This is a genomic window from Schumannella luteola, from assembly GCF_013408685.1.
Lineage (GTDB): Bacteria > Actinomycetota > Actinomycetes > Actinomycetales > Microbacteriaceae > Schumannella > Schumannella luteola.
This window is the reverse complement of record NZ_JACBZY010000001.1, coordinates 3,588,086-3,611,329: the sequence shown is the minus strand read 5'-3', so window position 1 is coordinate 3,611,329 and position 23,244 is coordinate 3,588,086. Positions and strand designations below refer to the sequence as shown.

The window sequence follows — 23,244 nt, the reverse complement described above, 5'->3', positions numbered from 1 at the left end:
CCATGACCGCACGATCGACCATCCTGGGTCGCCTGGGCCGTCTGCGCTCCGGGGAGGAGAGCGGCTGGGCACTCGTGTCCGTACTCGGCATCGGCATGCTGATGCTCGCGCTCGTCGCGGTCTCGCTCAACGTCTCGTCGAGCTCGATGAAGAAGACCGACACCGAGAACAACTGGACCTCGGCGTACGCCGCCGCCGTCGCCGGGCTCAACGACTACAAGTCGCGACTGACCTCGGCGCCCAACTACGTCAAGTACGGCAACCCCAACGCCGAGTTCTCGAAGACGAGCAAGTCGAGCACGGGGGCGATGCTCCTGTCCCTCCCCACGGGAGACCTGGACAACGCGGCCTTCGACGTCGACGCTTCCGGCCGCTGGGCTTCGGTGCCCGGGACGACCAACAAGGCGACCTTCCGCTACGAGGTCAACACCAAGGACTACGCGAGCGGTGGCATCATCCACGTGCGCGCGACCGGCAAGGTCGGCAGCTCGGTGCGCTCGGTCATCGCCGACCTCCGCAAGAAGGGCTTCTACGATTTCGTCTACTACACGAAGTACGAAGTCACCGACTCGCGGGTGACCGGCTCGGACACGCGCTGCTCGCGCTACCCGTGGGACACCCCGGCGCGCCCGACCAACATCAGCTGCGTGGTCCAGTTCGCCGCGAGTGACGACCTGCAGGGCGACGTCTTCTCCGAAGACCAGTTCGTCTCCTGCGGTGCCCGCTTCCGCGGCAACGTGACCTCGGCGGCGCCCGCCGGCTACGCGCCGGTCGTGAAGGCGAGCAGCGGCTGCTCCGACAGCACCTACGACAAGGCGACGAACAGCTCGACCGGCGGGTCCAACCCCGCCAACGGCTCGTCGTTCCCGCTGCCCGACTCCTCGTCCGCACTCGCCGTGGAGGGCACCTCGGACGGCTACACCGGTGACGCGCCCGGCTGCACCTACACCGGTCCGACGCAGATCACCTTCAACGCCGACGGCACCATGACCGTGATCTCGCCCTGGACGCAGAAGACGCGCCCCTCCACCGACGGTCTCACCGGCACCGCGCCCGCCGAGTGCGGCGCCGTGTCGACCACGACGAACACGGTGCAGAACAACACGCTGCAGAGCATCGGCGGCGCCACGGTGACGGTCCCGAAGGACAACGTGATCTGGGTGCAGGACGTGCCGACCAACAAGAAGGACGTCAACTACCCGAGCGTCTCGTCGGACCCGACGCAGCGCAAGTCATTCACGGCCGCCGGCGCCACCTTCGCCTGCACGCGCGCCACGTCGTGGAACGGGGGAAGCTACCTCTACGGGTGGTCCCTCACCCGCGGCGGCACGAGCGTGCAGTACCCCGCCGACAGCGAGAACTACGCGGCGTCGCCGGGCGGCGCGAACTCCTACACCTGCAACTCGGGAGACGTCTACATCTCCGGCACGCTGAAGGGCCATGTCACGGTCGGCGCGAGCCGCTACGCCTACATCACGGGCGACGTCAAGTATGCGGCGAACAGCTTCATCGACGGCAGCGACTACAACCTGCTCGGTGTCGTCGGACAGTCGGCGATCATCATCTGGAACCCGATGAACGTGTACCAGTCGGGTGGACGCAACTACATCCAGCCCGTTTACGGCGCCCAGAACCGCGAGATCAACGCGGCGCTCCTCGCCGTCGACGGCACGATCATGGTGCAGAACTACGACGCCTTCGGCCCGCGCGGCGAGCTCAAGATCGTGGGCAGCCTCGCGCAGAAGTACCGCGGCACGGTGGCTACGGGTGGTCAGACCATCTCGACCGGCTACAGCAAGAACTACCAGTACGACGCGACGCTGAAGTACAACGCGCCGCCCAAGTACCTCGCTCCCGCCAGCTTGAGCTACGGCGTCTCGCAGATCGCGAGCGTGCCCGCGGCCTTCACCTCTGCCGGCGCCAAGGCGGCCGGCTCATGATCGCCGTCGTCGGGGTGCTCGGCGCCCTCGGTCTCGCGATCGGCTCGTTCCTCAACGTGGTGATCTACCGCGTGCCCAACGGCCTCTCGGTCGTCGCCCCCGCCTCGGCCTGCCCGGGATGCGAGACCCCGATCAAGGGGCGCGACAACGTGCCGCTGCTGTCGTGGCTGCTGCTCGGAGGGCGCTGCCGCTCGTGCCGCATGCGCATCTCGGCGCGCTATCCCGCGATCGAGCTCGTCACGGGGCTCGCGTTCATCGGCGTGGCGCTCGTCTTCACGCCGGCTGTCGTGACCGCGGCCACGATCGGGCAGGCGCTCGCCTCGGCCGCCGTGCTGGCCGCACTGCTCTACTTCGCGGCGATCTCTGTCGCCCTCACGATGATCGACGTCGACGTGCACCGTCTGCCGAACGCGATCGTGTATCCGGCCTACCCCGTCATGGCGGTGCTGGTCACGGCCGCCGCCCTCGCCGGAGGAGACGCGGGCCGACTGGTCCCCGCGCTGATCGGCGCGGCCGGCAGTCTGCTGTTCTACTTCATCCTGGCTTTCGCCTACCCGGGCGGCATGGGTCTCGGCGACGTCAAGCTCGCCGGCGTCATCGGCATGCTGCTGGGCTTCCTCGGATGGCCGCAGCTGGCCGTCGGGATCGCTTCGGCGTTCGCGCTGGGAGGGGTCTTCGGAATCGTGCTCATCGCGCTCCGTCGGGGCGGTCGCAAGACCGGCATCCCGTTCGGACCGTGGATGCTGCTCGGCGCCTGGATCGGGATCTTCGCCGGAGAGCCGCTGGCTCAGGCGTATCTGACGCTCGTCGGCATTCGCTGACGCGCACATTTAAGGGGGGAAACATGGCTTCGACAATCGTCGGGCTCGACATCGGGAACGGGGTGATCCGGGCCGCGGAACTCGCGGACCCCGGAAAGGCCAAGCCCACACTGCTGCGCTACCACTCGATCGTGGTACCGCCGACGGCGATCCAGAAGGGTGAGGTGCTCGAGGTGGGCACCGTTTCGGCCGCGCTCAAGCAGCTCTGGGCGACCGCGGGCTTCAAGAGCAAGAAGGTCGTGCTCGGAATGGGCAACCAGCGCGTGATGGTGCGCGACGTGTCCGTGCCCCAGATGCCGCTTGCACAGATCAAGGAGAGCCTGCCTTTCCAGGTGCAGGAGCTGCTGCCGGTGCCTGTCGCCGATGCGATCCTCGACTTCTACCCGGTGTCGGCCGGGCGCTCGGAGAACTCCGACGTGGTCAACGGACTGCTGATCGCGGCGGTCAAGGAACCCGTCCTGAAGAACGTCGAGGCGGTTCAGGCTGCCGGGCTCGACCCGGTCGAGGTCGATCTCATCCCGTTCGCGCTGACGCGAGCGCTGGTTCCGATGTCGGACTCCCGCGACCTCGTCGCGATCGTGCACATCGGAGCGACCACCACGAGTGTCGTCATCGCCGCCAACGGCGTGCCGCAGTTCGTGCGCATCATCCAGAGTGGCGGCGAGGACATCACGCAGGCGCTCGTTCGCCGTCTCGGACTCGACGCGGCTCAGAGCGATAAGGTCAAGCGCGGCTTCGGGCTGAACTCCGAGAACGTCGCCCCCGATTGGAAGCCCGCCGTCGAGGCGATCGTGACCGCCGCCGGTGAACTGATCGACAGCGTGCGCAACACCCTGAGCTTCTTCGTCAACACCCACCAGGGGGTCCGCCTCGACCGCGCCTACCTCTCCGGGGGCGGTGCGCAGCTTGCCGGCCTGCCCGCGGCGATGGCCGATGCCATCCGCCTCCCCGTCGGTCTCCCTGACCCGCTGGCCCGATTCAGCGTCGCCAAGACGGTCGACGCCGAACGTCTCCGCGCCGACCTCGCCGGTGTGCCCGTGGCGGCCGGTCTCGCCCTCGGGAGCAAGTCATGAGCATCCTGACGCGTCCGATCGGCAAGTCGAAGTCGAAGTCGAAGGCCGTCGAGCCGGTGGCCGCGCCGGCGCAGGACGCTCCCGCCGCCCCGGCTCCCGTCGTCAAGGCCTCCAAAGCGGGACCCGCTCCCGCGCTGGCGCTCTCGCCGAGAGCGAATCTGCTGCCGCCGGAGATCTATGACAATCGACGCAAGCGTCGAATCCGCCGCAACCTGCGCCTGCTCGTATTCGTCGTCGCGATCGTCGTCGCCGGTGCCGTAGGTGGCTCTTGGTATCTGGGCTTCGCGGCCCAGGCCGCCGTGCAGGACGCCCGCGCCGAGGTCGACCAGCTCAACCTCGATCTCGCGAAGTTCAGCGACATCCGTCAGACGCAGACGCTCATCGCCACCGGTGACGCGGCGCTGCAGGTCGGCGGATCGAGCGATATCGACTGGGCTGGCTACATCTCCCAGCTTCAGGCAAACCTGCCAGCGGGCGTCACGATCACCAGCATCACGGCCGACAGTCAGGGCATCGAGGAGCCGTACACGCAGCCTTCAACCCCGCTTGAGGGCTCCCGAATCGGCACACTGACGTTCAGCGCAGAATCGCCGACCGCGCCGAGTATCCCGGACTGGATCGACAGCCTCTCCACGCTGCCCGGCTTTGTCGACGCGACGCCGACAAGCTTCTCTCGCGACGAAAGCACAGGCGTGTACACGCTCGAGCTCGTCATGCACATCAATAAGGACGCGTACTCGTACAAGTACGCCCCGAAGCAGGGGACCGACAAATGAAGCTCGACAACAGGATCTGGTACCTCGTGACCGCGGTCGTCTGCATCGCGCTCATCGCCGGTGGCGTGTTCCTCGGCGTGCAACCTCAGCTCGGAGCCATCGCGACAGCCTCGTCTGACAAGGCGAATGTCGACGCTCAACTCGTCGACCTTCGCAGTCAGATCAGCGGTTTGACCGAAGCTTCCAAGAAGAAGAACGAGCTCGACGAGCAGGCCGCGGAGATCCGTAAGAAGCTGCCGGCCGGAGTCGATGGCGCGGCTTTCATCGCCGAGCTGACCGACATCAGCGGGCAGAGTGGCGCCTCTGTGAGCTCGCTCGACGTGTCGACGCCCGTGGCGTACGCGCCGCCTGCGGCGCCGGCGGCGCCGGCGGACCCTGCCGCAGCGTCGGCGAGCCCGAGCGCATCTCCGTCGGCCTCGGCTTCAGCTACAGCCGCAGCGCCGAGCGCGGCTGCAGCTGACGTGCCGCTCACGAAGGGCGCGGTCACTGCGGCGAACTTCGTCGTCATCAAGGTGACGATCGCTCTGGCTGGGACCCATGACCAGGTTCTCGACTTCATCAAGCGGCTGCAGAACGGGAACCGGCTGATCTTGCTGACCGGGGTCACCCTGACGCAGGAGGAGAGCGGCACAACCACGGCGTCGCTCGACGGGAGCATCTACGCGCTGAGCAACACGGTCGCGAACACCGCGCCTGCTGCAACGCCCGCGAACGGCTGACGCCACTCCATCCACCCAGACCCCGGCGGCGCATCCCCCCTTTTTTGCGCCGCCGGCCAGACTGCAAGCAGCAATCCCTCCGCTGACCTTGCACGCGTGCGCCCCGCCGGGCTTCCCGGCGGGGCGTTACGCGTTCCCGACGTTCTCGAGACACCCGAGGTTCCGGACACTCGCCGGAGCCGATGGGGGAGCCCCGTCTCCAGCTCGGCGTCACCTTGCGGCGCAGACGACACGCGGGGTAATCTTGACCGCGTGTGTGCGCTTCGTCGTGCACACGGGCAGCCGGCTCACCGGGTCCCCCGTCAGGGAGATCCAATAGCCCACCCCCACGGCATATCCGCCAGCCACCGCTGTCGCACCTGCTCGCAGGTCGATCGGGCGGCGGATCTCGATGGCCGAAATCACATCCCATCAAACGCTGTCACCGTGCAGCGACAAGGAGAATCAGTAGTGCCCACCATTCAGCAGCTGGTGCGCAAGGGCCGCACGCCGAAGGTCGTCAAGACCAAGGCGCCCGCCCTGAAGGCGAACCCCCAGCAGCGCGGCGTCTGCACCCGCGTCTACACCACCACCCCGAAGAAGCCGAACTCCGCGCTCCGCAAAGTCGCCCGTGTGAAGCTCTCGAACGGCACCGAGGTCACCGCCTACATCCCCGGCGAGGGCCACAACCTGCAGGAGCACTCGATGGTGCTCGTGCGCGGTGGTCGTGTGAAGGACCTCCCCGGCGTCCGCTACAAGATCGTGCGCGGCGCGCTCGACACCCAGGCCGTGAAGAACCGTCAGCAGGCCCGCAGCCGCTACGGCGCGAAGAAGGACAAGAAGTAATGCCTCGCAAGGGACCCGCTCCGAAGCGCCCCGTCGTCGCCGATCCGGTGTACGGCGCGCCCATCGTGAGCCAGCTCGTCAACAAGATCCTGGTCGATGGCAAGAAGGGCCTCGCCGAGCGCATCGTCTACGACGCGCTCTCCGGCGTCGGCTCGAAGTCCGGTCAGGATGCCGTCCAGGTTCTCAAGAAGGCGCTCGACAACGTGCGCCCCACCCTCGAGGTCAAGAGCCGCCGCGTCGGCGGCTCGACCTACCAGGTGCCGGTCGAGGTCAAGCCGCACCGCGCGAACACCCTCGCGCTGCGCTGGCTCACCTCGTACGCCAAGTCGCGTCGCGAGAAGACGATGACCGAGCGTCTGACCAACGAGATCCTCGACGCCTCGAACGGCCTCGGCGCCGCTGTGAAGCGTCGCGAGGACACCCACAAGATGGCCGAGTCGAACAAGGCCTTCGCGCACTACCGCTGGTAACAGCCCGCGTCGAGCGGGGCCGGCGAACCCGGCCCCGCTCCCCGCATCCACTTTCTCCCGGAAGGAAACCCCGTGGCACAGGACGTGCTCACCGACCTCAACAAGGTCCGCAACTTCGGCATCATGGCGCACATCGATGCCGGCAAGACCACCACGACCGAGCGCATCCTGTTCTACACGGGCATCACCCACAAGATCGGCGAGGTGCACGATGGCGCCGCGACGATGGACTGGATGGCGCAGGAGCAGGAGCGCGGCATCACCATCACGTCGGCCGCGACGACCGCCTTCTGGAAGGGCACCCAGCTCAACATCATCGACACCCCCGGCCACGTGGACTTCACGGTCGAGGTCGAGCGCAACCTGCGCGTGCTCGATGGCGCCGTCGCCGTCTTCGACGGCAAGGAGGGCGTCGAGCCCCAGTCGGAGACCGTCTGGCGTCAGGCCGACAAGTACGACGTGCCCCGCATCTGCTTCGTCAACAAGATGGACAAGCTGGGCGCCGACTTCTACTTCACGGTCGACACCATCATCAAGCGCCTCGGCGCGAAGCCGCTGGTCATGCAGCTCCCGATCGGTTCGGAGTCCTCGTTCGAGGGCGTCGTCGACCTGGTCGAGATGAACGCCAAGACCTGGCGCGGCGACGCCAAGGGTGACGTGAAGATGGGCGCCGAGTACGCCGTCGAGGAGATCCCGGCCGACCTGGTCGAGAAGGCCAACGAGTACCGTCAGCTGCTGCTCGAGACCGTCGCCGAGACCGACGACGCGCTGCTCGAGAAGTTCTTCGGCGGCGAGGAGCTCACGATCGACGAGATCAAGGGCGCCGTGCGCAAGCTCGTGCTCGACTCGGCGATCTACCCCGTGTTCTGCGGCTCGGCCTTCAAGAACCGCGGCGTGCAGCCGATGCTCGACGCGGTCGTCGACTACCTCCCGTCGCCGCTCGACGTGCCCGCTGTCGAGGGCCACGACGTCCGCGACGAGGAGAAGGTCATCGAGCGCAAGGCCGACTCGGCCGAGCCCTTCTCGGCCCTCGCCTTCAAGATCATGACGCATCCGTTCTTCGGCCGTCTGACATACATCCGCGTCTACTCGGGCAAGCTCGACTCGGGCGCGCAGATCATCAACTCGACCAAGGGCAAGAAGGAGCGCATCGGGAAGATCTTCCAGATGCACGCCAACAAGGAGAACCCGGTCGACTCGGTCACCGCCGGTCACATCTACGCGGTCATCGGCCTGAAGGACACCACCACCGGTGACACCCTCAGCGACCCGAGCGCGCAGGTCATCCTCGAGTCGATGACGTTCCCCGAGCCCGTCATCGAGGTCGCCATCGAGCCGAAGACCAAGGCCGACCAGGAGAAGCTGGGCACCGCGATCCAGAAGCTGGCCGAAGAGGACCCGACGTTCCGCACCGAGCAGAACCAGGAGACCGGCCAGACCATCATCAAGGGCATGGGCGAGCTCCACCTCGACATCCTCGTCGACCGCATGAAGCGCGAGTTCAACGTCGAGGCCAACGTCGGCAAGCCCCAGGTGGCCTACCGCGAGACGCTGCGCCGCACGGTTGAGAAGTACGACTACACCCACAAGAAGCAGACCGGTGGATCCGGTCAGTTCGCGAAGGTGCAGATCTCGCTCGAGCCGCTCGAGGTCACCCCGGAGACCTCGTACGAGTTCGTGAACGCCGTCACCGGTGGTCGCGTTCCGCGCGAGTACATCCCCTCGGTGGATGCGGGCATCCAGGACGCCATGCAGGTCGGCGTTCTCGCCGGCTACCCCACCGTGGGTGTCAAGGCGACCCTGATCGATGGCGCGTCGCACGACGTCGACTCCTCGGAGATGGCGTTCAAGATCGCCGGCTCGATGGCCTACAAGGAGGCCGCTCGTCGTGCCGACCCGGTCATCCTCGAGCCGCTCATGGCCGTCGAGGTGCGCACGCCCGAGGAGTACATGGGCGACGTCATCGGCGACCTGAACTCGCGTCGTGGCCAGATCCAGTCGATGGAGGACGCCACCGGCGTCAAGGTCGTCTCGGCGAAGGTCCCGCTCTCGGAGATGTTCGGCTACGTCGGCGACCTGCGCTCGAAGACCTCGGGCCGCGCCGTCTACTCGATGACCTTCGACAGCTACTCCGAGGTCCCCAAGGCTGTGGCCGAGGAGATCGTGCAGAAGGCCAAGGGCGAGTAAGTCCTTCAGCGCCGCGGGTGGCTCCGGCGGCCCGCGGCGCTGAGTAACATAACTACACACACCAACCTGGAGCGTTCGGAATCCATCCGGACGCGCTCAACCGAGTCCTAGGAGGACCCAAGTGGCTAAGGCCAAGTTCGAGCGGACCAAGCCGCACGTCAACATCGGAACGATCGGTCACGTCGACCACGGCAAGACCACGCTCACCGCTGCCATCTCGAAGGTGCTCGCCGACAAGTACCCGTCGGACACCAACGTGAAGCGCGACTTCGCTTCGATCGACTCCGCTCCCGAGGAGCGCCAGCGCGGCATCACGATCAACATCTCGCACGTCGAGTACGAGACGCCGAAGCGCCACTACGCGCACGTCGACGCCCCGGGTCACGCTGACTACATCAAGAACATGATCACCGGTGCCGCTCAGATGGACGGCGCGATCCTCGTGGTCGCGGCGACCGACGGCCCGATGGCTCAGACCCGCGAGCACGTTCTGCTCGCCAAGCAGGTTGGTGTGCCGTACCTGCTCGTCGCGCTGAACAAGTCGGACATGGTCGACGACGAGGAGATCCTGGAGCTCGTCGAGCTCGAGGTTCGCGAGCTCCTCTCCTCGCAGGACTTCGATGGCGACAACGCCCCCGTCGTCCGCGTCTCGGGCCTCAAGGCTCTCGAGGGCGACGAGAAGTGGGCCCAGTCGGTCCTCGACCTCATGGAGGCCGTCGACGACAACATCCCCGACCCGGTGCGTGACAAGGACAAGCCGTTCCTCATGCCCATCGAGGACGTCTTCACCATCACCGGTCGTGGAACGGTCGTCACCGGCCGCGCCGAGCGTGGCACCCTCGCCATCAACTCCGAGGTCGAGATCGTCGGCATCCGCCCGACGCAGAAGACCACGGTCACGGGTATCGAGATGTTCCACAAGCAGCTCGACGAGGCCTGGGCCGGCGAGAACTGTGGTCTGCTCCTCCGCGGCACCAAGCGCGAGGATGTCGAGCGCGGTCAGGTCGTCGTGAAGCCGGGTTCGGTCACGCCGCACACGAACTTCGAGGGCACCGCGTACATCCTGTCGAAGGATGAGGGTGGGCGTCACAACCCGTTCTACGCGAACTACCGCCCGCAGTTCTACTTCCGCACCACCGACGTCACCGGCGTCATCACGCTGCCCGAGGGCACCGAGATGGTCATGCCCGGCGACACCACCGACATGACGGTCGAGCTGATCCAGCCCATCGCCATGGAGGAGGGCCTCGGCTTCGCCATCCGTGAGGGTGGCCGCACCGTGGGCGCCGGCAAGGTCACCAAGATCAACAAGTAATTCGATCTTCTTCTGAAGGGGTCGGGCCGTATGGCCCGGCCCCTTCGTCGTTCCCGAGCGCTCGTCGTCGCCTAGGCTCGAGGCGTGAAGTCGAGGGGAAGTCGAACACGTTCCGTCACCGCGCGAGCTCGTCGAGTGCTGGCGGCGCTGCTGATCGGCGGTGTCGTCGCATCCGTGCTGTCGGCCTGTCTGCCCGCCTACCGCGAGTCCGACGATTTCGCCGAGTGGATGAGCGGACGCCCGTCCGTCGCGAGCGTCGAGCTGAGCCGCACCGGGAAGTCGCGGATCGGCGATCTGCGCATCACCGCGAAGGGCGATCCCGCCCAGGCGATCGAGGGGATCGGGCGCGACGTCATCGATCACGCGGCCGATCAGGGCGGTGCCTTCTCTGATGTGCGCATCGATGCCGGGCCGATCACCGTGCTGCTGCCGTCGCTCGACCGGACGAAGCCCGAGGGCGGCGACGCGAAGCTCGCCATCGCGGCGTGGGCCGCGACCGTCGACGGCCTGCGCTGGGCCCGCATCGACCGCGACGTCACCCGGCTGGGCGTCGCCCAGGGCACGGCGAGATCGGTCGTGCAGAGCGGGTTCCGCGAGCTGCGCGACGCCCGCCTCGACAGCCGCTATCAGCTGATCGCCCAGTCACCCGACGGGCGGGACTACATCAACGTCACGGCCGGCGACTCCGGCAAGCTCGACATCTTCGACGACGCGCTCGTTCGATGGCCCGGCGCCGAGATCGCGATCGGACGCTCGCGCGGCTTCACCGACATCGGCTTCGACCTCTACGCTCCGGCGGACGCGCCCTTCGACGAGGTCGCGGCGGCGGTCGAGACGTCGGTGCCGGAGGGATCCCTGTCGAAGCTCGGCTGGGGCGGCATCGCCGGCAGCCCCGGCGTGCTGCGCCGCGCGCTGCGGCTCGCGCCCGAATCCACCGCGCTGGCGAGCGAGTTCGCGGGTTCGGCCGACATCGCCTGGGTCGAGCCCGCCGTCGATCGCACCCCGAGTCGGCTGCTGACCGTGATCGCGACGACGCGCGAAGGCTGGGATCAGGCCCTCGCCCGGTTCCCGACCGACCCCGGCTGGGACGAGGTGACTTACCAGATGCACCGCGACGGGCAGATCGTCGCCACAGTCCCCGCCGCCTACGCCGTCGGCGTGCCGTTCGTCGCGGTCGTCCCCGACCTCGTGGGCGAGACGGCCGTGCTCAAGATCGATCTGAGCAAGGGCCACCTCGACATCGGGATCGACCCGCTCACCTCGACCGAGGAGGCCGAGCGCATCCTGAAGGCCGTGCAGGCCGGCATCGAGGGCACGAGCGACCGGGTGCGCATCTACCTCGACGACACGAGCCTCGGCTCGAAGGCGGTGCCGGCCGATTTCACCGTCGACGCCGACGGGCTGACCGCGGCGACCGACCTGCCGCATCCCGACCTGCAGCGTCGCCTCGAAGCGGCGTGGAAGAAGGTCGTCGGCTGACTCCCCGGCCCTCGAATCGCTCGCCGCGCGATGGTGCTCGCCGCAAACGATTTGGGTGGTTATCGAGTTGTGATCGTCTCAACTGTTGACCGCTCGCCATCACCTGCACGAAGGTTGAAGTAGCGCGTACCCCCGGCGCGTTCGCTCGACTCCACCCGTCGGCGACCCGGAGGTCGCGTACTCGATGAGGAGGAAAGATGAGCAACTGGACTCGACGACGCCGGCTTCTCGTGCCGATGGCGTTCGCCGGCGCTGCAGCGCTGATTCTGGCGGGATGCGCGGAGAGCAGCGGGGACGGTGGCTCTGGCAAGACCACCGTCGAGATCTCCGGCGGCATCACGGGCGGTGAAGCCGACGCCCTGAACAAGTCCTTCGACCAGTTCACCAAGGACACCGGCATCAAGGTCAAGTACACCGGTGACAAGAGCTTCGAGGGCAACATCGTCACGAAGGTGACGGGCGGATCCGCCCCGGACATCGCGATCGTGCCGCAGCCCGGTCTGCTGAAGAGCCTCATCGGCACCGGCGAGGTCAAGGAGGCGAGCGACGCCGTCTCGAAGAACGTCGACAAGTACTGGGGTGAGGACTGGAAGGCCTACGGCACGGACGACGGCAAGTTCTACGCCGCGCCGATGCTCGCCAACCTGAAGGGCTACGTCTGGTACTCGCCGGCGAAGTTCAAGGAGTGGGGCGTCGAGGTCCCGCAGACCTGGGACGAGCTGATCTCCCTGACCAAGACGATCACCGAGAAGAGCGGCGGTCCCTCGTGGTGCGCCGGCTTCGCCTCCGACGCCGCGTCCGGCTGGCCCGGCACGGACTGGATCGAGGACCTCGTCCTTCGTCAGGCCGGCCCTGACACCTACGACGACTGGGTGTCCGGCAAGGTCAAGTTCACCGACCCGCAGATCAAGAAGGCCTTCGATTCCGTCGGTCAGATCCTGCTCGACCCGCAGTACGTCAACGCGGGCTTCGGCGACGTGAAGAGCATCAACTCGACCGCGTTCGCTGACGTGGCCGCCAAGGTCGCCGACGGCAGCTGCCCGATGACCCACCAGGCGTCGTTCCTCTCGTCGAACTTCCTCGAGACCAAGAACGCGGCGGGCGAGACCACCAAGGTCGCTCCTGACGGCGATGTCTACGCCTTCGTGCTCCCCGGCGAGGAGGCCGGCCAGAAGTCGGTCGAGGCCGGTGGCGAGTTCGTCACCGGATTCTCCGACGACGCGAACGTGCAGAAGGTCATCGAGTACATGTCGACCCCGGAGTGGGCGAACGCCCGCGTGAAGCTGGGCGGCGTGGTCTCGGCCAACAAGGGCGCCGACCCGACCCTGGCCTCGAGCGAGTTCCTCACCGAGACGATGAAGACGCTGCAGAGCGACGACACCACGGTGCGCTTCGACGCCTCCGACCTGATGCCGGCGACCGTCGGCTCGGGATCGTTCTGGAAGGGGATGGTCAACTGGATCGACGGCACCCCGACCGACAAGGTGCTGGCCGACATCCAGGCGGGTTACGACAACTGATCCGCTGAGCTACCGGCCGGGGAGGGTGCAGAGCCCCTCCCCGGCCGGTGCTTCATCTCCGCGCACCTGAACATCCGAAGTCCCGAAACCTCCTGACCCGCGCAGCGCCGCGCAGGAAGGCAGATCCCCATGGCCGTCCTCAGTCCGGGCGTCACCCGACGCCGTCGCATCCCCCGCAGCGTGACGGGGGCGATCGTGGCGGTGGCCGCGGTCGGGATCGTCGCGCTTTTCCTCGTGCTGGTCACTCGACCCGCCGTCTCCGGAGCGGCGCCGACGTCGCTCGGCTTCTCGCTCAACAGCTTCTTCCGCTTCCTCGGCGGGCTGCACCCGCTGGTTCAGATCCCGATCATGGTGGTCGCCTTCGCCGCAGTGGTGGCGATCATCCTCGTGCTCATCGAGTTCGCGCCCCGCCCGGGCCCGGGCTACTTCGTGCTGCGACTGGCCGCGTGCTTCATCATCCCGGTGATCGCGTTCATGATGCTGCGGCCGCTGCAGAACGCGACGCTCTACGTCGTCGGCATCGCGCTGCTCGCCGGTGCTCTGCTGTTCTTCGCCGACTATCGGGCTCGCGAGGGATCGGGCTACGTCTTCCAGCTGGTGATCTTCCTGGCCCCGGCGGCGCTGCTGCTGATCCTCGGTCTGGTGTATCCGGCGCTCTCGACGATCTGGCAGTCGTTCTTCGACAAGACCGGCAAGACCTTCGTCGGCCTCGAGAACTACGCCTGGACCTTCACGAACCCCGACGGCTTCTGGTCGGTCATCAACACGCTGATCTGGGCGCTCATCGCGCCGGTCATCTCGACGCTGATCGGCCTCGTCTACGCGGTCTTCATCGACAAGGCGCGCGGCGAGAAGTTCCTCAAGGTGCTCGTCTTCATGCCGGTCGCGATCTCCTTCGTCGGCGCCGGCATCATCTGGAAGTTCGTCTACGACTTCCGCGAGGGCCAGCAGATCGGACTGCTGAACGCGATCGTCACCGGGCTCGGCGGCCAGCCGGTGTCGTGGCTGTCGAACGAGGTGCTCAACACCTTCTGCCTGCTGCTCGTCTTCATCTGGACGCAGACCGGCTTCGCCATGGTGATCCTCTCGGCGGCCATCAAGGGCGTGCCGACGGAGCAGATCGAGGCGGCCCGACTGGATGGCGCGAACGCCTGGGAGGTCTTCCGCAACGTGACCGTGCCCGGCATCCGCTCGTCGGTGATCGTGGTGCTGACGACGATCACGATCGCGTCGCTCAAGGTCTACGACATCGTCGCGGTCATGACCGGCGGTCGGAACAACTCGACCGTGCTGGGCTTCGAGATGGTCAACCAGCAGCAGCGGTTCCAGAGCTACGGGCACTCCTCGGCGCTGGCCGTGGTGCTGTTCCTCTTCGTGCTGCCGCTGATCATCTACAACGTGCGACAGATGCGCAAGCAGAAGGAGGTGCGCTGATGACCGCCATCGACGAGCCCGGAATCCGTCGGGCGACGGCGATCTCGGAGCGCGAGGTCAAGCGCCAGGAGCGCGCCGCGCGCAACAAGCTCACCTCGAAGGGCGCCACGATCGCGGCGATCATCATCGCGATCATCTGGACGATCCCGACCTTCGGCCTCTTCGTGACCTCGTTCCGACCCGGCGCCGACTCGTCGTCGTCCGGCTGGTGGACGGTCTTCACGAACCCGTCGTTCACGCTCGACAACTACTTCTCGGCGCTGACCTCGGGCGGCACCGCGCTGACCCTCGGGCAGTCGTTCATCAACTCGCTGGCGATCGCGATCCCGGCGACGCTCATCCCGATCGCGGTGGCCTCGCTCGCGGCGTACGCCTTCGCGTGGATCCCGTTCAAGGGCCGCAGCGTCGCCTTCGTCGCGGTGTTCGCTCTGCAGATCGTGCCGATCCAGATGGCGCTGGTGCCGCTGCTCAGCCTGTTCTCGCGAGGTCTCACGATCAACGGCGTGAGCGTGTTCCCCGGCTTCGACCTGCGCGACGCCGACCACAGCTTCGCGACCGTGTGGATCGCGCACGCCGTCTTCGCGATGCCGCTGGCGATCTTCCTGCTGCACAACTTCATCAGCGAGATCCCCGGCGAGATCATCGAGGCGGCTCGGGTGGATGGCGCGGGTCACGGGCAGATCTTCTTCCGCCTGATCCTGCCGCTGGCGATGCCGGCGATCGCCTCGTTCGCGATCTTCCAGTTCCTCTGGGTCTGGAACGACCTGCTGGTGGCGACGATCTTCGCGCCCTCGTCATCCCTGCCGCTGACGCAGACGCTGAACTCGCTCTCCGGTTCGTGGGGTGCTCAGTGGTACCTGCAGTCGGCGGGCGCGTTCATCTCGATCATCGTGCCGCTGGTCGTCTTCTTCTCGCTGCAGCGCTTCTTCGTGCGCGGCCTGCTGGCGGGCGCGACGAAGGGCTGATCGCGCGACAGGAGTGCTCGGCGCGGAGGGCGTCGACACGGATCGGGCCCGGCGGGGGAGTCATCTCTCCCCGCCGGGCCCGAGTCATGAGCGGATCGCGCGGCGCGCGCGGCGCGGTGCGCGATCCGATCGCGTCGCTCTCAGTCGAGCGGCGCGAGGATGCGGCCGTCGACGCCCGAGACGCGCAGCACCGCGCGCGAGGCGCTGCGCTCGATGCGCTCGGCATTGACGCCGTCGACGTCGTGCGCCCAGGCGGTGGCCGCCTCGACGCTGCGCCCGTGGCGCGTGTGCCGGTCGACGAGCCGTTCGACCCGGGCGTCGTCGGGCGCCGCACAGAACCAGGCCTCGTCGAGCAGGGCGACGATCTCGTCCCACGGCTCGGCGTCGTCGAGCAGGTAGTTGCCCTCGACGACCACGATGCGGTGCTCGGGCTCGACGGCGATCTCGCCGGCGACGCCCTCATCCACCTCGCGGCGGAAGCTGGGCGCGTAGACGGTGTGGTCGAGCTCGCGGCGCACCCGCTCGAGCAGGCCCACGAAGCCCCAGCCGTCGAAGGTGTCGATGGCGCCCTTGCGGTCGTGGATCCCGAGCCGGTCGAGCGTGGCGTTGGCGAGGTGGAAGCCGTCGAGTGGCAGGTACCCCGCGATCCCGTCCTCGCGCTCGCCGAGTCGGGCGACGAGCGCCTTCGCGAGGGTCGTCTTGCCGGCGCCGGGGCTGCCGGCGATGCCGATCAGCACGCGGGTGCGTGACCGGCCGGGTGCGGCGGGGGAGCCGTGAAGCAGATCGAGTGCACGAGCGACGAGAGCGTCGAGTCCAGGGATCTCGGGTGAGGGCACGCTCCCATCCTGCTGGATGCGGACTGCATGCGGATGGGTCGCGCCGCGTTCGCGACCTACCGTCAGCGCATGCGATTGCGCCGCAGCGACTCTGCCGGACCGGGATACCGCCGCGTCGCCTCAGGGCGCGGCTTCGGCTACCGCGACGCCGCCGGAGCGACCGTGCGCGACGCCGAGCTGCGGGCGCGCTTCGACGCCCTCGCCATCCCGCCGGCCTGGACGGAGGTGTGGATCGCCCCGTTCCCGAACGGGCACATCCAGGCGACCGGCATCGACGGCGCAGGGCGGCGGCAGTACATCTACCATCCGACCTGGCGCGAGCAGAAGGACCGCATCAAGCACGACCGCGCGCTCGCGTTGGCCGAGACGCTGCCCGCCGCCCGGCGTCAGGTCACGATCGATCTGCGCCGAGAGGACGAGGTCGGCGTGAGCCGCGAACGGGCGCTCGCCGCCGCGTTCCGGATGCTCGACACCGGCAGCCTGCGCGTCGGGTCGGAGCAGTACGCCAGCTCGCACGGATCCTTCGGGCTGTCGACGCTGCTCGGCGCGCACGTGGCCGTGCGCGGGGGAGACACCGTCGAGCTGCGCTTCCCCGCGAAGAGCGGGCAGGAGTGGGAATCCGACATCCTCGACGCCGATCTCGCGGCCGTCGTCGCGCGGCTGAAGCGACGAGGCGGGCGCGCACGGCTGCTGGCCTGGCGGGATGACCGCGGCTGGCATCCGCTCGCCGCCGCCGAGATCAACGAGGATGTGCGCGCCCGCACCGGCGGCGACTTCACGGCCAAGGACTTCCGCACCCTGCACGGCACGGTCGCCGCGGCGGTGAGCCTGGCGAAGCACGGGCCCGAGCGCACGCCGACGGCGCGCAAGCGCGCGATCGCCCGGGCGATGCGCGACGCCTCCGCGGTGCTCAGCAACACCCCGGCGATCGCGCGCGCCAGCTACGTCGATCCGCGCATCCTCGACCTCTACGCCGACGGGGTGACGATCGACCCGGCGCGGCTCTCCTCCGCCGAATCGGAGCTGCGCGCGCTCCTCTTCTCCTGACGTCATCCGCCCGCTCGCGCTCCACGCGACGCCGCGATCCGCGTCGCCCGGGCCAGCCCTGATGCGGGTCGCGTGGCGCGGGGGAGAGGATGGCTCGCATCCCCGGGAATCCGGGCCGGGCGCGACACGCCGAACGCGACACGCCCGGGTTGCATGGCGCGCGAGCGCTGTGGCAGACTCTCCTAGTTCAACATTCCGTGCGCGTGCGCGCGGATCACTGCCAGTGCAGTGCACAACCCCCGAAGCCAGGTCCTCGCGACCGGCTCTCGCGAGAGGTTGGGCCTCGGGCAGCAGAGCACAGCTTCAATCGAATCCGACTCCGCGGATGCCTGCCAGCCAGGAACACCTTGGAGTGGCGTGTGCCGAGTGCGGTTGTTCCCGCACGGAGTCCGCAGGACGCGGATTGACAGAAGAACAGTGGTGCGCCAGCAGAAGTGCTGCGCAAGGCGGACAGGCCAGACCTGTGCGCCGAGCAGATAGAAGAGAGTTGAGTATGGCCGGACAGAAGATCCGCATCCGACTGAAGTCGTACGACCACGCAGGTCTCGACGCGTCGGCCCGCAAGATCGTCGACACCGTCACCCGCGCCGGAGCGACCGTCGTCGGTCCGGTCCCGCTGCCGACGGAGAAGAACGTGGTGGTTGTCATCCGCAGCCCCCACAAGTACAAGGACTCCCGCGAGCACTTCGAGAAGCGCACCCACAAGCGCCTGATCGACATCGTCGACCCGACGCCGAAGGCCGTCGACTCGCTCATGCGACTCGACCTGCCGGCGGACGTCAACATCGAGATCAAGCTCTAACCCGAGCACCCACCAGAAGGATTCCCATGTCTGCTCTCAAGACGACCAAGGGTCTGCTGGGCACCAAGCTCGGCATGACCCAGGTCTGGGACGAGAACAACAAGCTCGTTCCCGTGACCGTGGTCCAGATCACCCCCAACGTCGTGACCCAGATCCGCTCGCAGGAGGTCGACGGCTACGTGGCCGTGCAGATCGCCTACGGCCAGATCGACCCGCGCAAGGTCAACAAGCCCAAGGGCGGCCACTTCGAGAAGGCCGGCGTCACGCCGCGCCGCCACCTCACCGAGGTCCGCACCCCCGATGCTGCCGAGTACACGCTCGGACAGGAGCTCGCCGTCGACATCTTCGAGGCCGGCCAGTACGTCGACGTCGTCGGCACCAGCAAGGGCAAGGGCTTCGCCGGTGTCATGAAGCGCCACAACTTCAAGGGCGTCTCCGCTTCGCACGGTGCGCACCGCAACCACCGCAAGCCGGGCTCCATCGGCGCCTCCTCGACCCCCAGCCGTGTCTTCAAGGGCATGCGCATGGCCGGTCGCATGGGTGGCGACCGCGTCACGGTCCAGGGCCTCAAGGTCCACGCCGTCGACCTGGAGAAGGGCCTCATCCTGGTCAAGGGCGCCGTTCCCGGCGCTCGTGGCCGCATCGTCTTCGTCCGCACCGCCGTGAAGGAGAAGTGATCATGGCTGACGCAACTCTCGACGTCGTCGACGCGAAGGGCAAGAAGGCCGGCTCGGTCGCGCTGCCCGAGGCGATCTTCGACGTGCAGACCAACGTGCCCCTGATCCACCAGGTGGTGACCGCGCAGCTCGCCGCCGCGCGCCAGGGCACGCACAAGACCAAGAACCGCGGAGAGGTCTCCGGCGCCGGTCGCAAGCCGTTCAAGCAGAAGGGAACCGGTCGCAGCCGTCAGGGCTCGATCCGCGCCCCCGAGCACACCGGCGGTGGCGTCGTGCACGGACCGGTGCCGCGCGACTACAGCCAGCGCACCCCCAAGAAGATGATCGCCGCTGCTCTGCTCGGCCTCCTCTCGGACCGCGCCCGCGGCCAGCGCCTCCACGTGATCGCCGACTTCGGCATCGACACCCCGTCGACCAAGGACGCCGTCGCCGTGCTCGCCGGCCTCAAGGCCGACAAGAACGTGCTGATCGTCCTCGAGCGCGATGACGAGACCGGCCTCAAGAGCGTGCGCAACATCCCGTCGGTGCACGTGCTCTTCGCCGACCAGCTCAACGCCTACGACGTCGTCGTCAGCGACGACATCGTCTTCACCAAGGCTGCGTTCGACGGCTTCGTCGCCGCGAAGACCGCCGCCAAGCAGGAGGTCTCCGCATGAGCGGCTACAACAAGGACCCGCGCGACATCATCATCGCGCCGGTCGTGAGCGAGAAGAGCTACGGCCTGATCGACGACGGCAAGTACACCTTCGTCGTCGACACCCGCTCGAACAAGACCGAGATCAAGCTGGCGATCGAGAAGATCTTCGGCGTCAAGGTCGCCTCGGTGAACACGCTGAACCGCACCGGCAAGACCCGCCGCACGCGCTTCGGCCTCGGCAAGCGCAAGGACACCAAGCGCGCGATCGTCACCCTCAAGTCCGGCTCGATCGACATCTTCACGGCTGTCGGATAAGGCCGAAGGAGACAGACACATGGCTATTCGCAAGTACAAGCCGACGACCCCCGGTCGTCGTGGCTCCTCGGTCGCTGACTTCGCCGAGATCACCCGCTCGACCCCCGAGAAGTCGCTGCTGCGTCCGCTCACCAAGAGCGGAGGCCGCAACAACACCGGTCGCATCACGACCCGTCACATCGGTGGTGGCCACAAGCGCCAGTACCGCGTCATCGACTTCCGTCGCAATGACAAGGACGGCGTCAACGCCAAGGTCGCGCACATCGAGTACGACCCCAACCGCACGGCGCGCATCGCGCTGCTCCACTTCGTGGACGGCACCAAGCGCTACATCCTCGCGCCGAACAAGCTGCAGCAGGGCGACATCATCGAGTCGGGCCCCGGCGCCGACATCAAGCCCGGCAACAACCTGCCGCTGAAGAACATCCCCGTGGGTACCGTCATCCACGCGATCGAGCTCCGCCCCGGCGGAGGCGCCAAGCTGGCCCGCTCGGCCGGCGCCTCGGTGCGTCTCGTCGCGAAGGACGGCCCCTACGCCCAGCTGCGTCTGCCCTCGGGCGAGATCCGCAACGTCGACCTGCGCAACCGCGCGACGATCGGCGAGGTCGGCAACGCCGAGCAGTCGAACATCAACTGGGGCAAGGCCGGCCGTCTGCGCTGGAAGGGCGTCCGCCCGACCGTCCGCGGTGTCGCGATGAACCCGATCGACCACCCGCACGGTGGTGGTGAGGGCAAGACCTCCGGTGGTCGTCACCCGGTCAGCCCCTGGGGCCAGGCCGAGGGTCGCACCCGTCGCCCCAACAAGGAGAGCGACAAGCTCATCGTCCGCCGTCGTAACGCCGGCAAGAAGCGCTAAGGGAAGTTGTAGAAGATGCCGCGCAGTCTCAAGAAGGGCCCCTTCGTCGACGACCACCTGCTCCGCAAGGTCCAGGTCGCGAACGAGGCCAACAGCAAGAACGTGATCAAGACCTGGTCGCGCCGCTCGATGATCATCCCGGCGATGCTGGGTCACACCATCGCGGTGCACGACGGACGCAAGCACATCCCCGTGTTCGTGACCGAGACCATGGTCGGCCACAAGCTCGGCGAGTTCGCGCCGACCCGCACCTTCCGTGGCCACGAGAAGGACGACAAGAAGGGCCGTCGCCGCTAAGGCGACACGAGGAGGAGAGAGAAATGGTGGAGTCCATCGCCCGCGTGCGACACATCCGCGTCACGCCTCAGAAGGCCCGTCGCGTCATCGCCCTGATCAAGGGCAAGCAGGCTCAGGAGGCCCTGGCCATCCTGAAGTTCGCGCCGCAGGGTGCGAGCGAGCCGATCTACAAGCTCGTCGCGTCCGCTGTTGCGAACGCCCGCGTCAAGGCGGATGCGAGCAACCAGTACCTCGATGAGCAGGACCTGTTCGTGTCGGGTGCCTGGGTCGACGAGGGTGCCACCCGCAAGCGGTTCCAGCCGCGTGCGCAGGGTCGCGCCTTCAAGATCCTGAAGCGCACCAGCCACATCACGGTCGTGCTCTCGACCCCTGACGAGCTCACGGACGCGACCCCGGTCGCCGCCGGCAGCAAGAAGGCGAGCAAGTAATGGGCCAGAAGGTCAACCCGTACGGCTTCCGTCTCGGCATCACCACCGACCACACCTCGCGTTGGTTCGCCGACTCGACGAAGCCCGGTCAGCGCTACGCCGACTACGTGGCCGAGGACGTGCGCATCCGCCGTCTGCTCACCACGCAGCTCGACCGCGCCGGTGTCGCCAAGATCGAGATCGAGCGCACCCGCGACCGCGTGCGTGTGGACATCCACACCGCGCGTCCCGGCATCGTCATCGGCCGCCGCGGCGCCGAGGCCGAGCGCATCCGCGCCGACCTGGAGAAGCTCACCAAGAAGCAGATCCAGCTCAACATCCTCGAGGTGAAGAACCCCGAGGCCGAGGCCCAGCTCGTCGCGCAGGGCATCGCCGAGCAGCTCTCCGCCCGTGTCGCGTTCCGTCGCGCCATGCGCAAGGGCCTGCAGGGCGCGCAGCGCGCCGGTGCCAAGGGCATCCGCATCCAGGTCTCCGGCCGTCTCGGCGGCGCGGAGATGTCCCGCTCGGAGTTCTACCGCGAGGGCCGCGTGCCCCTGCACACGCTGCGCGCGAACATCGACTACGGCTTCTACGAGGCCAAGACGACGTTCGGCCGCATCGGCGTGAAGGTCTGGATCTACAAGGGCGACATCACCAACAAGGAACTCGCTCGCGAGCAGGCGTCTCAGAAGTCGTCGCGCCCCGAGCGTCGTGACGGCGGCCGTGGCCGCGGCCCCCGCAACAACGAGGCCGCCCCCGCCACCGCAGGAGCTGAGGCGTAAACCATGCTGATTCCCCGTAAGGTCAAGCACCGCAAGCAGCACCACCCCGGCCGTTCCGGCCAGGCGACCGGTGGCACGAAGGTCAGCTTCGGCGAGTACGGCATCCAGGCTCTGACGCCCGCGTATGTCACGAACCGTCAGATCGAGGCCGCTCGTATCGCCATGACGCGCCACATCAAGCGCGGCGGAAAGGTGTGGATCAACATCTACCCCGACCGTCCGCTGACCAAGAAGCCCGCCGAGACCCGCATGGGTTCGGGTAAGGGCTCGCCGGAGTGGTGGGTCGCGAACGTCAAGCCGGGCCGCGTCCTCTTCGAGGTCGCCGGCGTCGACGAGGAGCTCGCCCGCGGCGCGCTTCTCCGTGCAATCCACAAGCTGCCGCTCAAGGCACGCATCATCAAGCGCGAGGAGGGCGACGCGTAATGTCCGTCGGATCCAAGGAGCTCGCCCCTGTCGAGCTCGACACCTTCGAGGACGAGCGTCTCGTCGAAGAGCTGAAGAAGGCCAAGGAGGAGCTGTTCAACCTGCGCTTTCAGTCGGCCACCGGTCAGCTCGAGAGCCACGGCCGCCTGCGTGCCGTGAAGCGCGACATCGCTCGCATCTACACCGTCATCCGCGAGCGCGAGCTGGGCATCCGTGCCACGCCCGTCGCCGCCGAGGTGCCGGCCACGAAGAAGAAGTCCACCAAGAAGGCTGCCGCCGATGAGGCGCCCGCCGACGAGACCGCTGAGGAGGCGAGCAAGTAATGGCGAAGGTCGAGAAGGCTGAAGCGGGTCACGAGCACGCCGCCCACGACGTCCGTGACGAGGCCGCACGCGGCTACCGCAAGGTGCGCCGCGGCTACGTGACCAGCGACAAGATGGAGAAGACCATCGTCGTCGAGGTCGAGGACCGCGTGAAGCACCCGCTGTACGGCAAGGTCATCCGCCGTACCTCCAAGGTGAAGGTGCATGACGAGCAGAACAGCGCCGGCATCGGCGACCTGGTCGTCATCGCCGAGACCCGCCCGCTGTCGGCGACGAAGCGCTGGCGTCTGGTCGAGATCGCAGAGAAGGCGAAGTAAC

26 protein-coding genes are annotated in these 23,244 nt (G+C 67.6%); 25 read left to right on the top strand and 1 reads right to left on the bottom strand.

Translation table 11 applies throughout. The features are described from left to right. The first annotated feature begins 2 nt into the window (after window positions 1-2). The 13 genes from BJ979_RS16630 to BJ979_RS16570 all read left to right on the top strand — a co-directional run bounded on the left by BJ979_RS16630 (window position 3) and on the right by BJ979_RS16570 (window position 15,524). The gene (locus BJ979_RS16630; protein WP_179569623.1) at window positions 3-1,940 is read left to right on the top strand and encodes a hypothetical protein; all 1,938 of its coding nucleotides are present in this window, start codon (window positions 3-5) and stop codon (window positions 1,938-1,940) included. Then, window positions 1,937-2,761, top strand: a complete 825-nt coding sequence (locus BJ979_RS16625) for a prepilin peptidase (RefSeq protein ID WP_179569621.1) — start codon at window positions 1,937-1,939, stop codon at window positions 2,759-2,761. The genes BJ979_RS16630 and BJ979_RS16625 overlap by 4 nt, the downstream gene beginning before the upstream one ends. After that, on the top strand, window positions 2,677-3,834 hold the full coding sequence (gene pilM / locus BJ979_RS16620; protein WP_343046746.1) for a type IV pilus assembly protein PilM: 1,158 nt from the start codon (window positions 2,677-2,679) through the stop codon (window positions 3,832-3,834). Before BJ979_RS16625 ends, pilM begins: the two co-directional genes overlap by 85 nt. Further along, the gene (locus BJ979_RS16615; RefSeq protein ID WP_179569619.1) at window positions 3,831-4,610 is read left to right on the top strand and encodes a hypothetical protein; all 780 of its coding nucleotides are present in this window, start codon (window positions 3,831-3,833) and stop codon (window positions 4,608-4,610) included. The genes pilM and BJ979_RS16615 overlap by 4 nt, the downstream gene beginning before the upstream one ends. Continuing rightward, complete coding sequence (locus BJ979_RS16610) at window positions 4,607-5,329, top strand: hypothetical protein (protein ID WP_179569617.1); 723 nt, start codon at window positions 4,607-4,609, stop codon at window positions 5,327-5,329. The genes BJ979_RS16615 and BJ979_RS16610 overlap by 4 nt, the downstream gene beginning before the upstream one ends. A gap of 450 nt (window positions 5,330-5,779) precedes the next feature. Beyond that, the gene (gene rpsL, locus BJ979_RS16605; RefSeq protein WP_141145283.1) at window positions 5,780-6,154 is read left to right on the top strand and encodes a 30S ribosomal protein S12; all 375 of its coding nucleotides are present in this window, start codon (window positions 5,780-5,782) and stop codon (window positions 6,152-6,154) included. Continuing rightward, window positions 6,154-6,624 (top strand): 30S ribosomal protein S7, encoded by a 471-nt coding sequence (gene rpsG, locus BJ979_RS16600; RefSeq protein WP_141164405.1) that lies wholly within the window; start codon window positions 6,154-6,156, stop codon window positions 6,622-6,624. Before rpsL ends, rpsG begins: the two co-directional genes overlap by 1 nt. Window positions 6,625-6,696: 72 nt before the next feature. After that, the gene (fusA, locus tag BJ979_RS16595) at window positions 6,697-8,811 is read left to right on the top strand and encodes an elongation factor G (protein ID WP_179569615.1); all 2,115 of its coding nucleotides are present in this window, start codon (window positions 6,697-6,699) and stop codon (window positions 8,809-8,811) included. 121 nt (window positions 8,812-8,932) lie between these two features. After that, complete coding sequence (gene tuf, locus BJ979_RS16590; protein WP_141164403.1) at window positions 8,933-10,126, top strand: elongation factor Tu; 1,194 nt, start codon at window positions 8,933-8,935, stop codon at window positions 10,124-10,126. A gap of 84 nt (window positions 10,127-10,210) precedes the next feature. Beyond that, on the top strand, window positions 10,211-11,605 hold the full coding sequence (locus BJ979_RS16585) for a hypothetical protein (RefSeq protein WP_179569613.1): 1,395 nt from the start codon (window positions 10,211-10,213) through the stop codon (window positions 11,603-11,605). 197 nt (window positions 11,606-11,802) lie between these two features. Further along, a complete protein-coding gene (locus BJ979_RS16580; protein WP_179569611.1) occupies window positions 11,803-13,125 on the top strand; it encodes an ABC transporter substrate-binding protein in 1,323 nt (440 codons plus the stop codon). A 129-nt stretch (window positions 13,126-13,254) separates the two neighbouring features. Next, the gene (locus BJ979_RS16575) at window positions 13,255-14,559 is read left to right on the top strand and encodes a carbohydrate ABC transporter permease (protein ID WP_179569609.1); all 1,305 of its coding nucleotides are present in this window, start codon (window positions 13,255-13,257) and stop codon (window positions 14,557-14,559) included. After that, on the top strand, window positions 14,559-15,524 hold the full coding sequence (locus BJ979_RS16570; protein ID WP_179569607.1) for a carbohydrate ABC transporter permease: 966 nt from the start codon (window positions 14,559-14,561) through the stop codon (window positions 15,522-15,524). Before BJ979_RS16575 ends, BJ979_RS16570 begins: the two co-directional genes overlap by 1 nt. A gap of 140 nt (window positions 15,525-15,664) precedes the next feature. Here the strand turns inward: BJ979_RS16570 and BJ979_RS16565 are convergent, their stop codons facing one another. Beyond that, window positions 15,665-16,360, bottom strand: a complete 696-nt coding sequence (locus BJ979_RS16565) for a nucleoside/nucleotide kinase family protein (RefSeq protein WP_343046745.1) — start codon at window positions 16,358-16,360, stop codon at window positions 15,665-15,667. Between the two features lie 69 nt (window positions 16,361-16,429). On the opposite strand from BJ979_RS16565, the gene BJ979_RS16560 reads away from it, so the two are divergent. From BJ979_RS16560 to rpsQ, 12 genes are all read left to right on the top strand, one after another. Continuing rightward, window positions 16,430-17,407, top strand: a complete 978-nt coding sequence (locus tag BJ979_RS16560; RefSeq protein ID WP_179569605.1) for a DNA topoisomerase IB — start codon at window positions 16,430-16,432, stop codon at window positions 17,405-17,407. Between the two features lie 493 nt (window positions 17,408-17,900). Beyond that, window positions 17,901-18,209, top strand: a complete 309-nt coding sequence (gene rpsJ / locus BJ979_RS16555; protein WP_141145294.1) for a 30S ribosomal protein S10 — start codon at window positions 17,901-17,903, stop codon at window positions 18,207-18,209. Window positions 18,210-18,235: 26 nt separating this feature from the next. Beyond that, entirely contained in the window at window positions 18,236-18,886 is a 651-nt protein-coding gene (gene rplC, locus BJ979_RS16550; protein ID WP_179569603.1) for a 50S ribosomal protein L3, read from the top strand. 2 nt (window positions 18,887-18,888) lie between these two features. Next, window positions 18,889-19,542, top strand: coding sequence for a 50S ribosomal protein L4 (gene rplD / locus BJ979_RS16545; protein ID WP_179569601.1), 654 nt, complete (start codon window positions 18,889-18,891; stop codon window positions 19,540-19,542). After that, window positions 19,539-19,838, top strand: a complete 300-nt coding sequence (gene rplW / locus BJ979_RS16540) for a 50S ribosomal protein L23 (RefSeq protein ID WP_179569599.1) — start codon at window positions 19,539-19,541, stop codon at window positions 19,836-19,838. The genes rplD and rplW overlap by 4 nt, the downstream gene beginning before the upstream one ends. Window positions 19,839-19,857: 19 nt before the next feature. After that, window positions 19,858-20,694: a 50S ribosomal protein L2 gene (rplB, locus tag BJ979_RS16535; protein WP_141164388.1), complete on the top strand. Its 837-nt coding sequence runs from the start codon at window positions 19,858-19,860 to the stop codon at window positions 20,692-20,694. A 15-nt stretch (window positions 20,695-20,709) separates the two neighbouring features. After that, entirely contained in the window at window positions 20,710-20,991 is a 282-nt protein-coding gene (gene rpsS, locus BJ979_RS16530) for a 30S ribosomal protein S19 (protein ID WP_141164387.1), read from the top strand. 23 nt (window positions 20,992-21,014) lie between these two features. After that, window positions 21,015-21,419, top strand: a complete 405-nt coding sequence (gene rplV / locus BJ979_RS16525; RefSeq protein ID WP_141164386.1) for a 50S ribosomal protein L22 — start codon at window positions 21,015-21,017, stop codon at window positions 21,417-21,419. Beyond that, window positions 21,419-22,180: a 30S ribosomal protein S3 gene (gene rpsC, locus BJ979_RS16520; RefSeq protein WP_179569597.1), complete on the top strand. Its 762-nt coding sequence runs from the start codon at window positions 21,419-21,421 to the stop codon at window positions 22,178-22,180. Before rplV ends, rpsC begins: the two co-directional genes overlap by 1 nt. Before the next feature lie 3 nt (window positions 22,181-22,183). After that, window positions 22,184-22,603: a 50S ribosomal protein L16 gene (rplP, locus tag BJ979_RS16515; RefSeq protein WP_179569595.1), complete on the top strand. Its 420-nt coding sequence runs from the start codon at window positions 22,184-22,186 to the stop codon at window positions 22,601-22,603. Next, window positions 22,603-22,926, top strand: coding sequence for a 50S ribosomal protein L29 (gene rpmC, locus BJ979_RS17990; RefSeq protein WP_141164383.1), 324 nt, complete (start codon window positions 22,603-22,605; stop codon window positions 22,924-22,926). The genes rplP and rpmC overlap by 1 nt, the downstream gene beginning before the upstream one ends. Then, the gene (gene rpsQ / locus BJ979_RS16505; RefSeq protein ID WP_179569593.1) at window positions 22,926-23,243 is read left to right on the top strand and encodes a 30S ribosomal protein S17; all 318 of its coding nucleotides are present in this window, start codon (window positions 22,926-22,928) and stop codon (window positions 23,241-23,243) included. Before rpmC ends, rpsQ begins: the two co-directional genes overlap by 1 nt. Window position 23,244: the final 1 nt, after the last annotated feature.

Excerpts from the sequence above, each read along its gene's own strand:
- BJ979_RS16630 (WP_179569623.1), top strand. The coding sequence starts at position 3 with ATGACCGCACGATCGACCATCCTGGGTCGCCTGGGCCGTCTGCGCTCC.
- BJ979_RS16625 (WP_179569621.1), top strand. The coding sequence starts at position 1,937 with ATGATCGCCGTCGTCGGGGTGCTCGGCGCCCTCGGTCTCGCGATCGGC.
- BJ979_RS16615 (WP_179569619.1), top strand. The coding sequence starts at position 3,831 with ATGAGCATCCTGACGCGTCCGATCGGCAAGTCGAAGTCGAAGTCGAAG.
- BJ979_RS16610 (WP_179569617.1), top strand. The coding sequence starts at position 4,607 with ATGAAGCTCGACAACAGGATCTGGTACCTCGTGACCGCGGTCGTCTGC.
- rpsG (WP_141164405.1), top strand. The coding sequence starts at position 6,154 with ATGCCTCGCAAGGGACCCGCTCCGAAGCGCCCCGTCGTCGCCGATCCG.
- BJ979_RS16580 (WP_179569611.1), top strand. The coding sequence starts at position 11,803 with ATGAGCAACTGGACTCGACGACGCCGGCTTCTCGTGCCGATGGCGTTC.
- BJ979_RS16575 (WP_179569609.1), top strand. The coding sequence starts at position 13,255 with ATGGCCGTCCTCAGTCCGGGCGTCACCCGACGCCGTCGCATCCCCCGC.
- BJ979_RS16570 (WP_179569607.1), top strand. The coding sequence starts at position 14,559 with ATGACCGCCATCGACGAGCCCGGAATCCGTCGGGCGACGGCGATCTCG.
- BJ979_RS16560 (WP_179569605.1), top strand. The coding sequence starts at position 16,430 with ATGCGATTGCGCCGCAGCGACTCTGCCGGACCGGGATACCGCCGCGTC.
- rpsJ (WP_141145294.1), top strand. The coding sequence starts at position 17,901 with ATGGCCGGACAGAAGATCCGCATCCGACTGAAGTCGTACGACCACGCA.
- rplC (WP_179569603.1), top strand. The coding sequence starts at position 18,236 with ATGTCTGCTCTCAAGACGACCAAGGGTCTGCTGGGCACCAAGCTCGGC.
- rplD (WP_179569601.1), top strand. The coding sequence starts at position 18,889 with ATGGCTGACGCAACTCTCGACGTCGTCGACGCGAAGGGCAAGAAGGCC.
- rplW (WP_179569599.1), top strand. The coding sequence starts at position 19,539 with ATGAGCGGCTACAACAAGGACCCGCGCGACATCATCATCGCGCCGGTC.
- rplB (WP_141164388.1), top strand. The coding sequence starts at position 19,858 with ATGGCTATTCGCAAGTACAAGCCGACGACCCCCGGTCGTCGTGGCTCC.
- rpsS (WP_141164387.1), top strand. The coding sequence starts at position 20,710 with ATGCCGCGCAGTCTCAAGAAGGGCCCCTTCGTCGACGACCACCTGCTC.
- rplV (WP_141164386.1), top strand. The coding sequence starts at position 21,015 with ATGGTGGAGTCCATCGCCCGCGTGCGACACATCCGCGTCACGCCTCAG.
- rpsC (WP_179569597.1), top strand. The coding sequence starts at position 21,419 with ATGGGCCAGAAGGTCAACCCGTACGGCTTCCGTCTCGGCATCACCACC.
- rplP (WP_179569595.1), top strand. The coding sequence starts at position 22,184 with ATGCTGATTCCCCGTAAGGTCAAGCACCGCAAGCAGCACCACCCCGGC.
- rpmC (WP_141164383.1), top strand. The coding sequence starts at position 22,603 with ATGTCCGTCGGATCCAAGGAGCTCGCCCCTGTCGAGCTCGACACCTTC.
- rpsQ (WP_179569593.1), top strand. The coding sequence starts at position 22,926 with ATGGCGAAGGTCGAGAAGGCTGAAGCGGGTCACGAGCACGCCGCCCAC.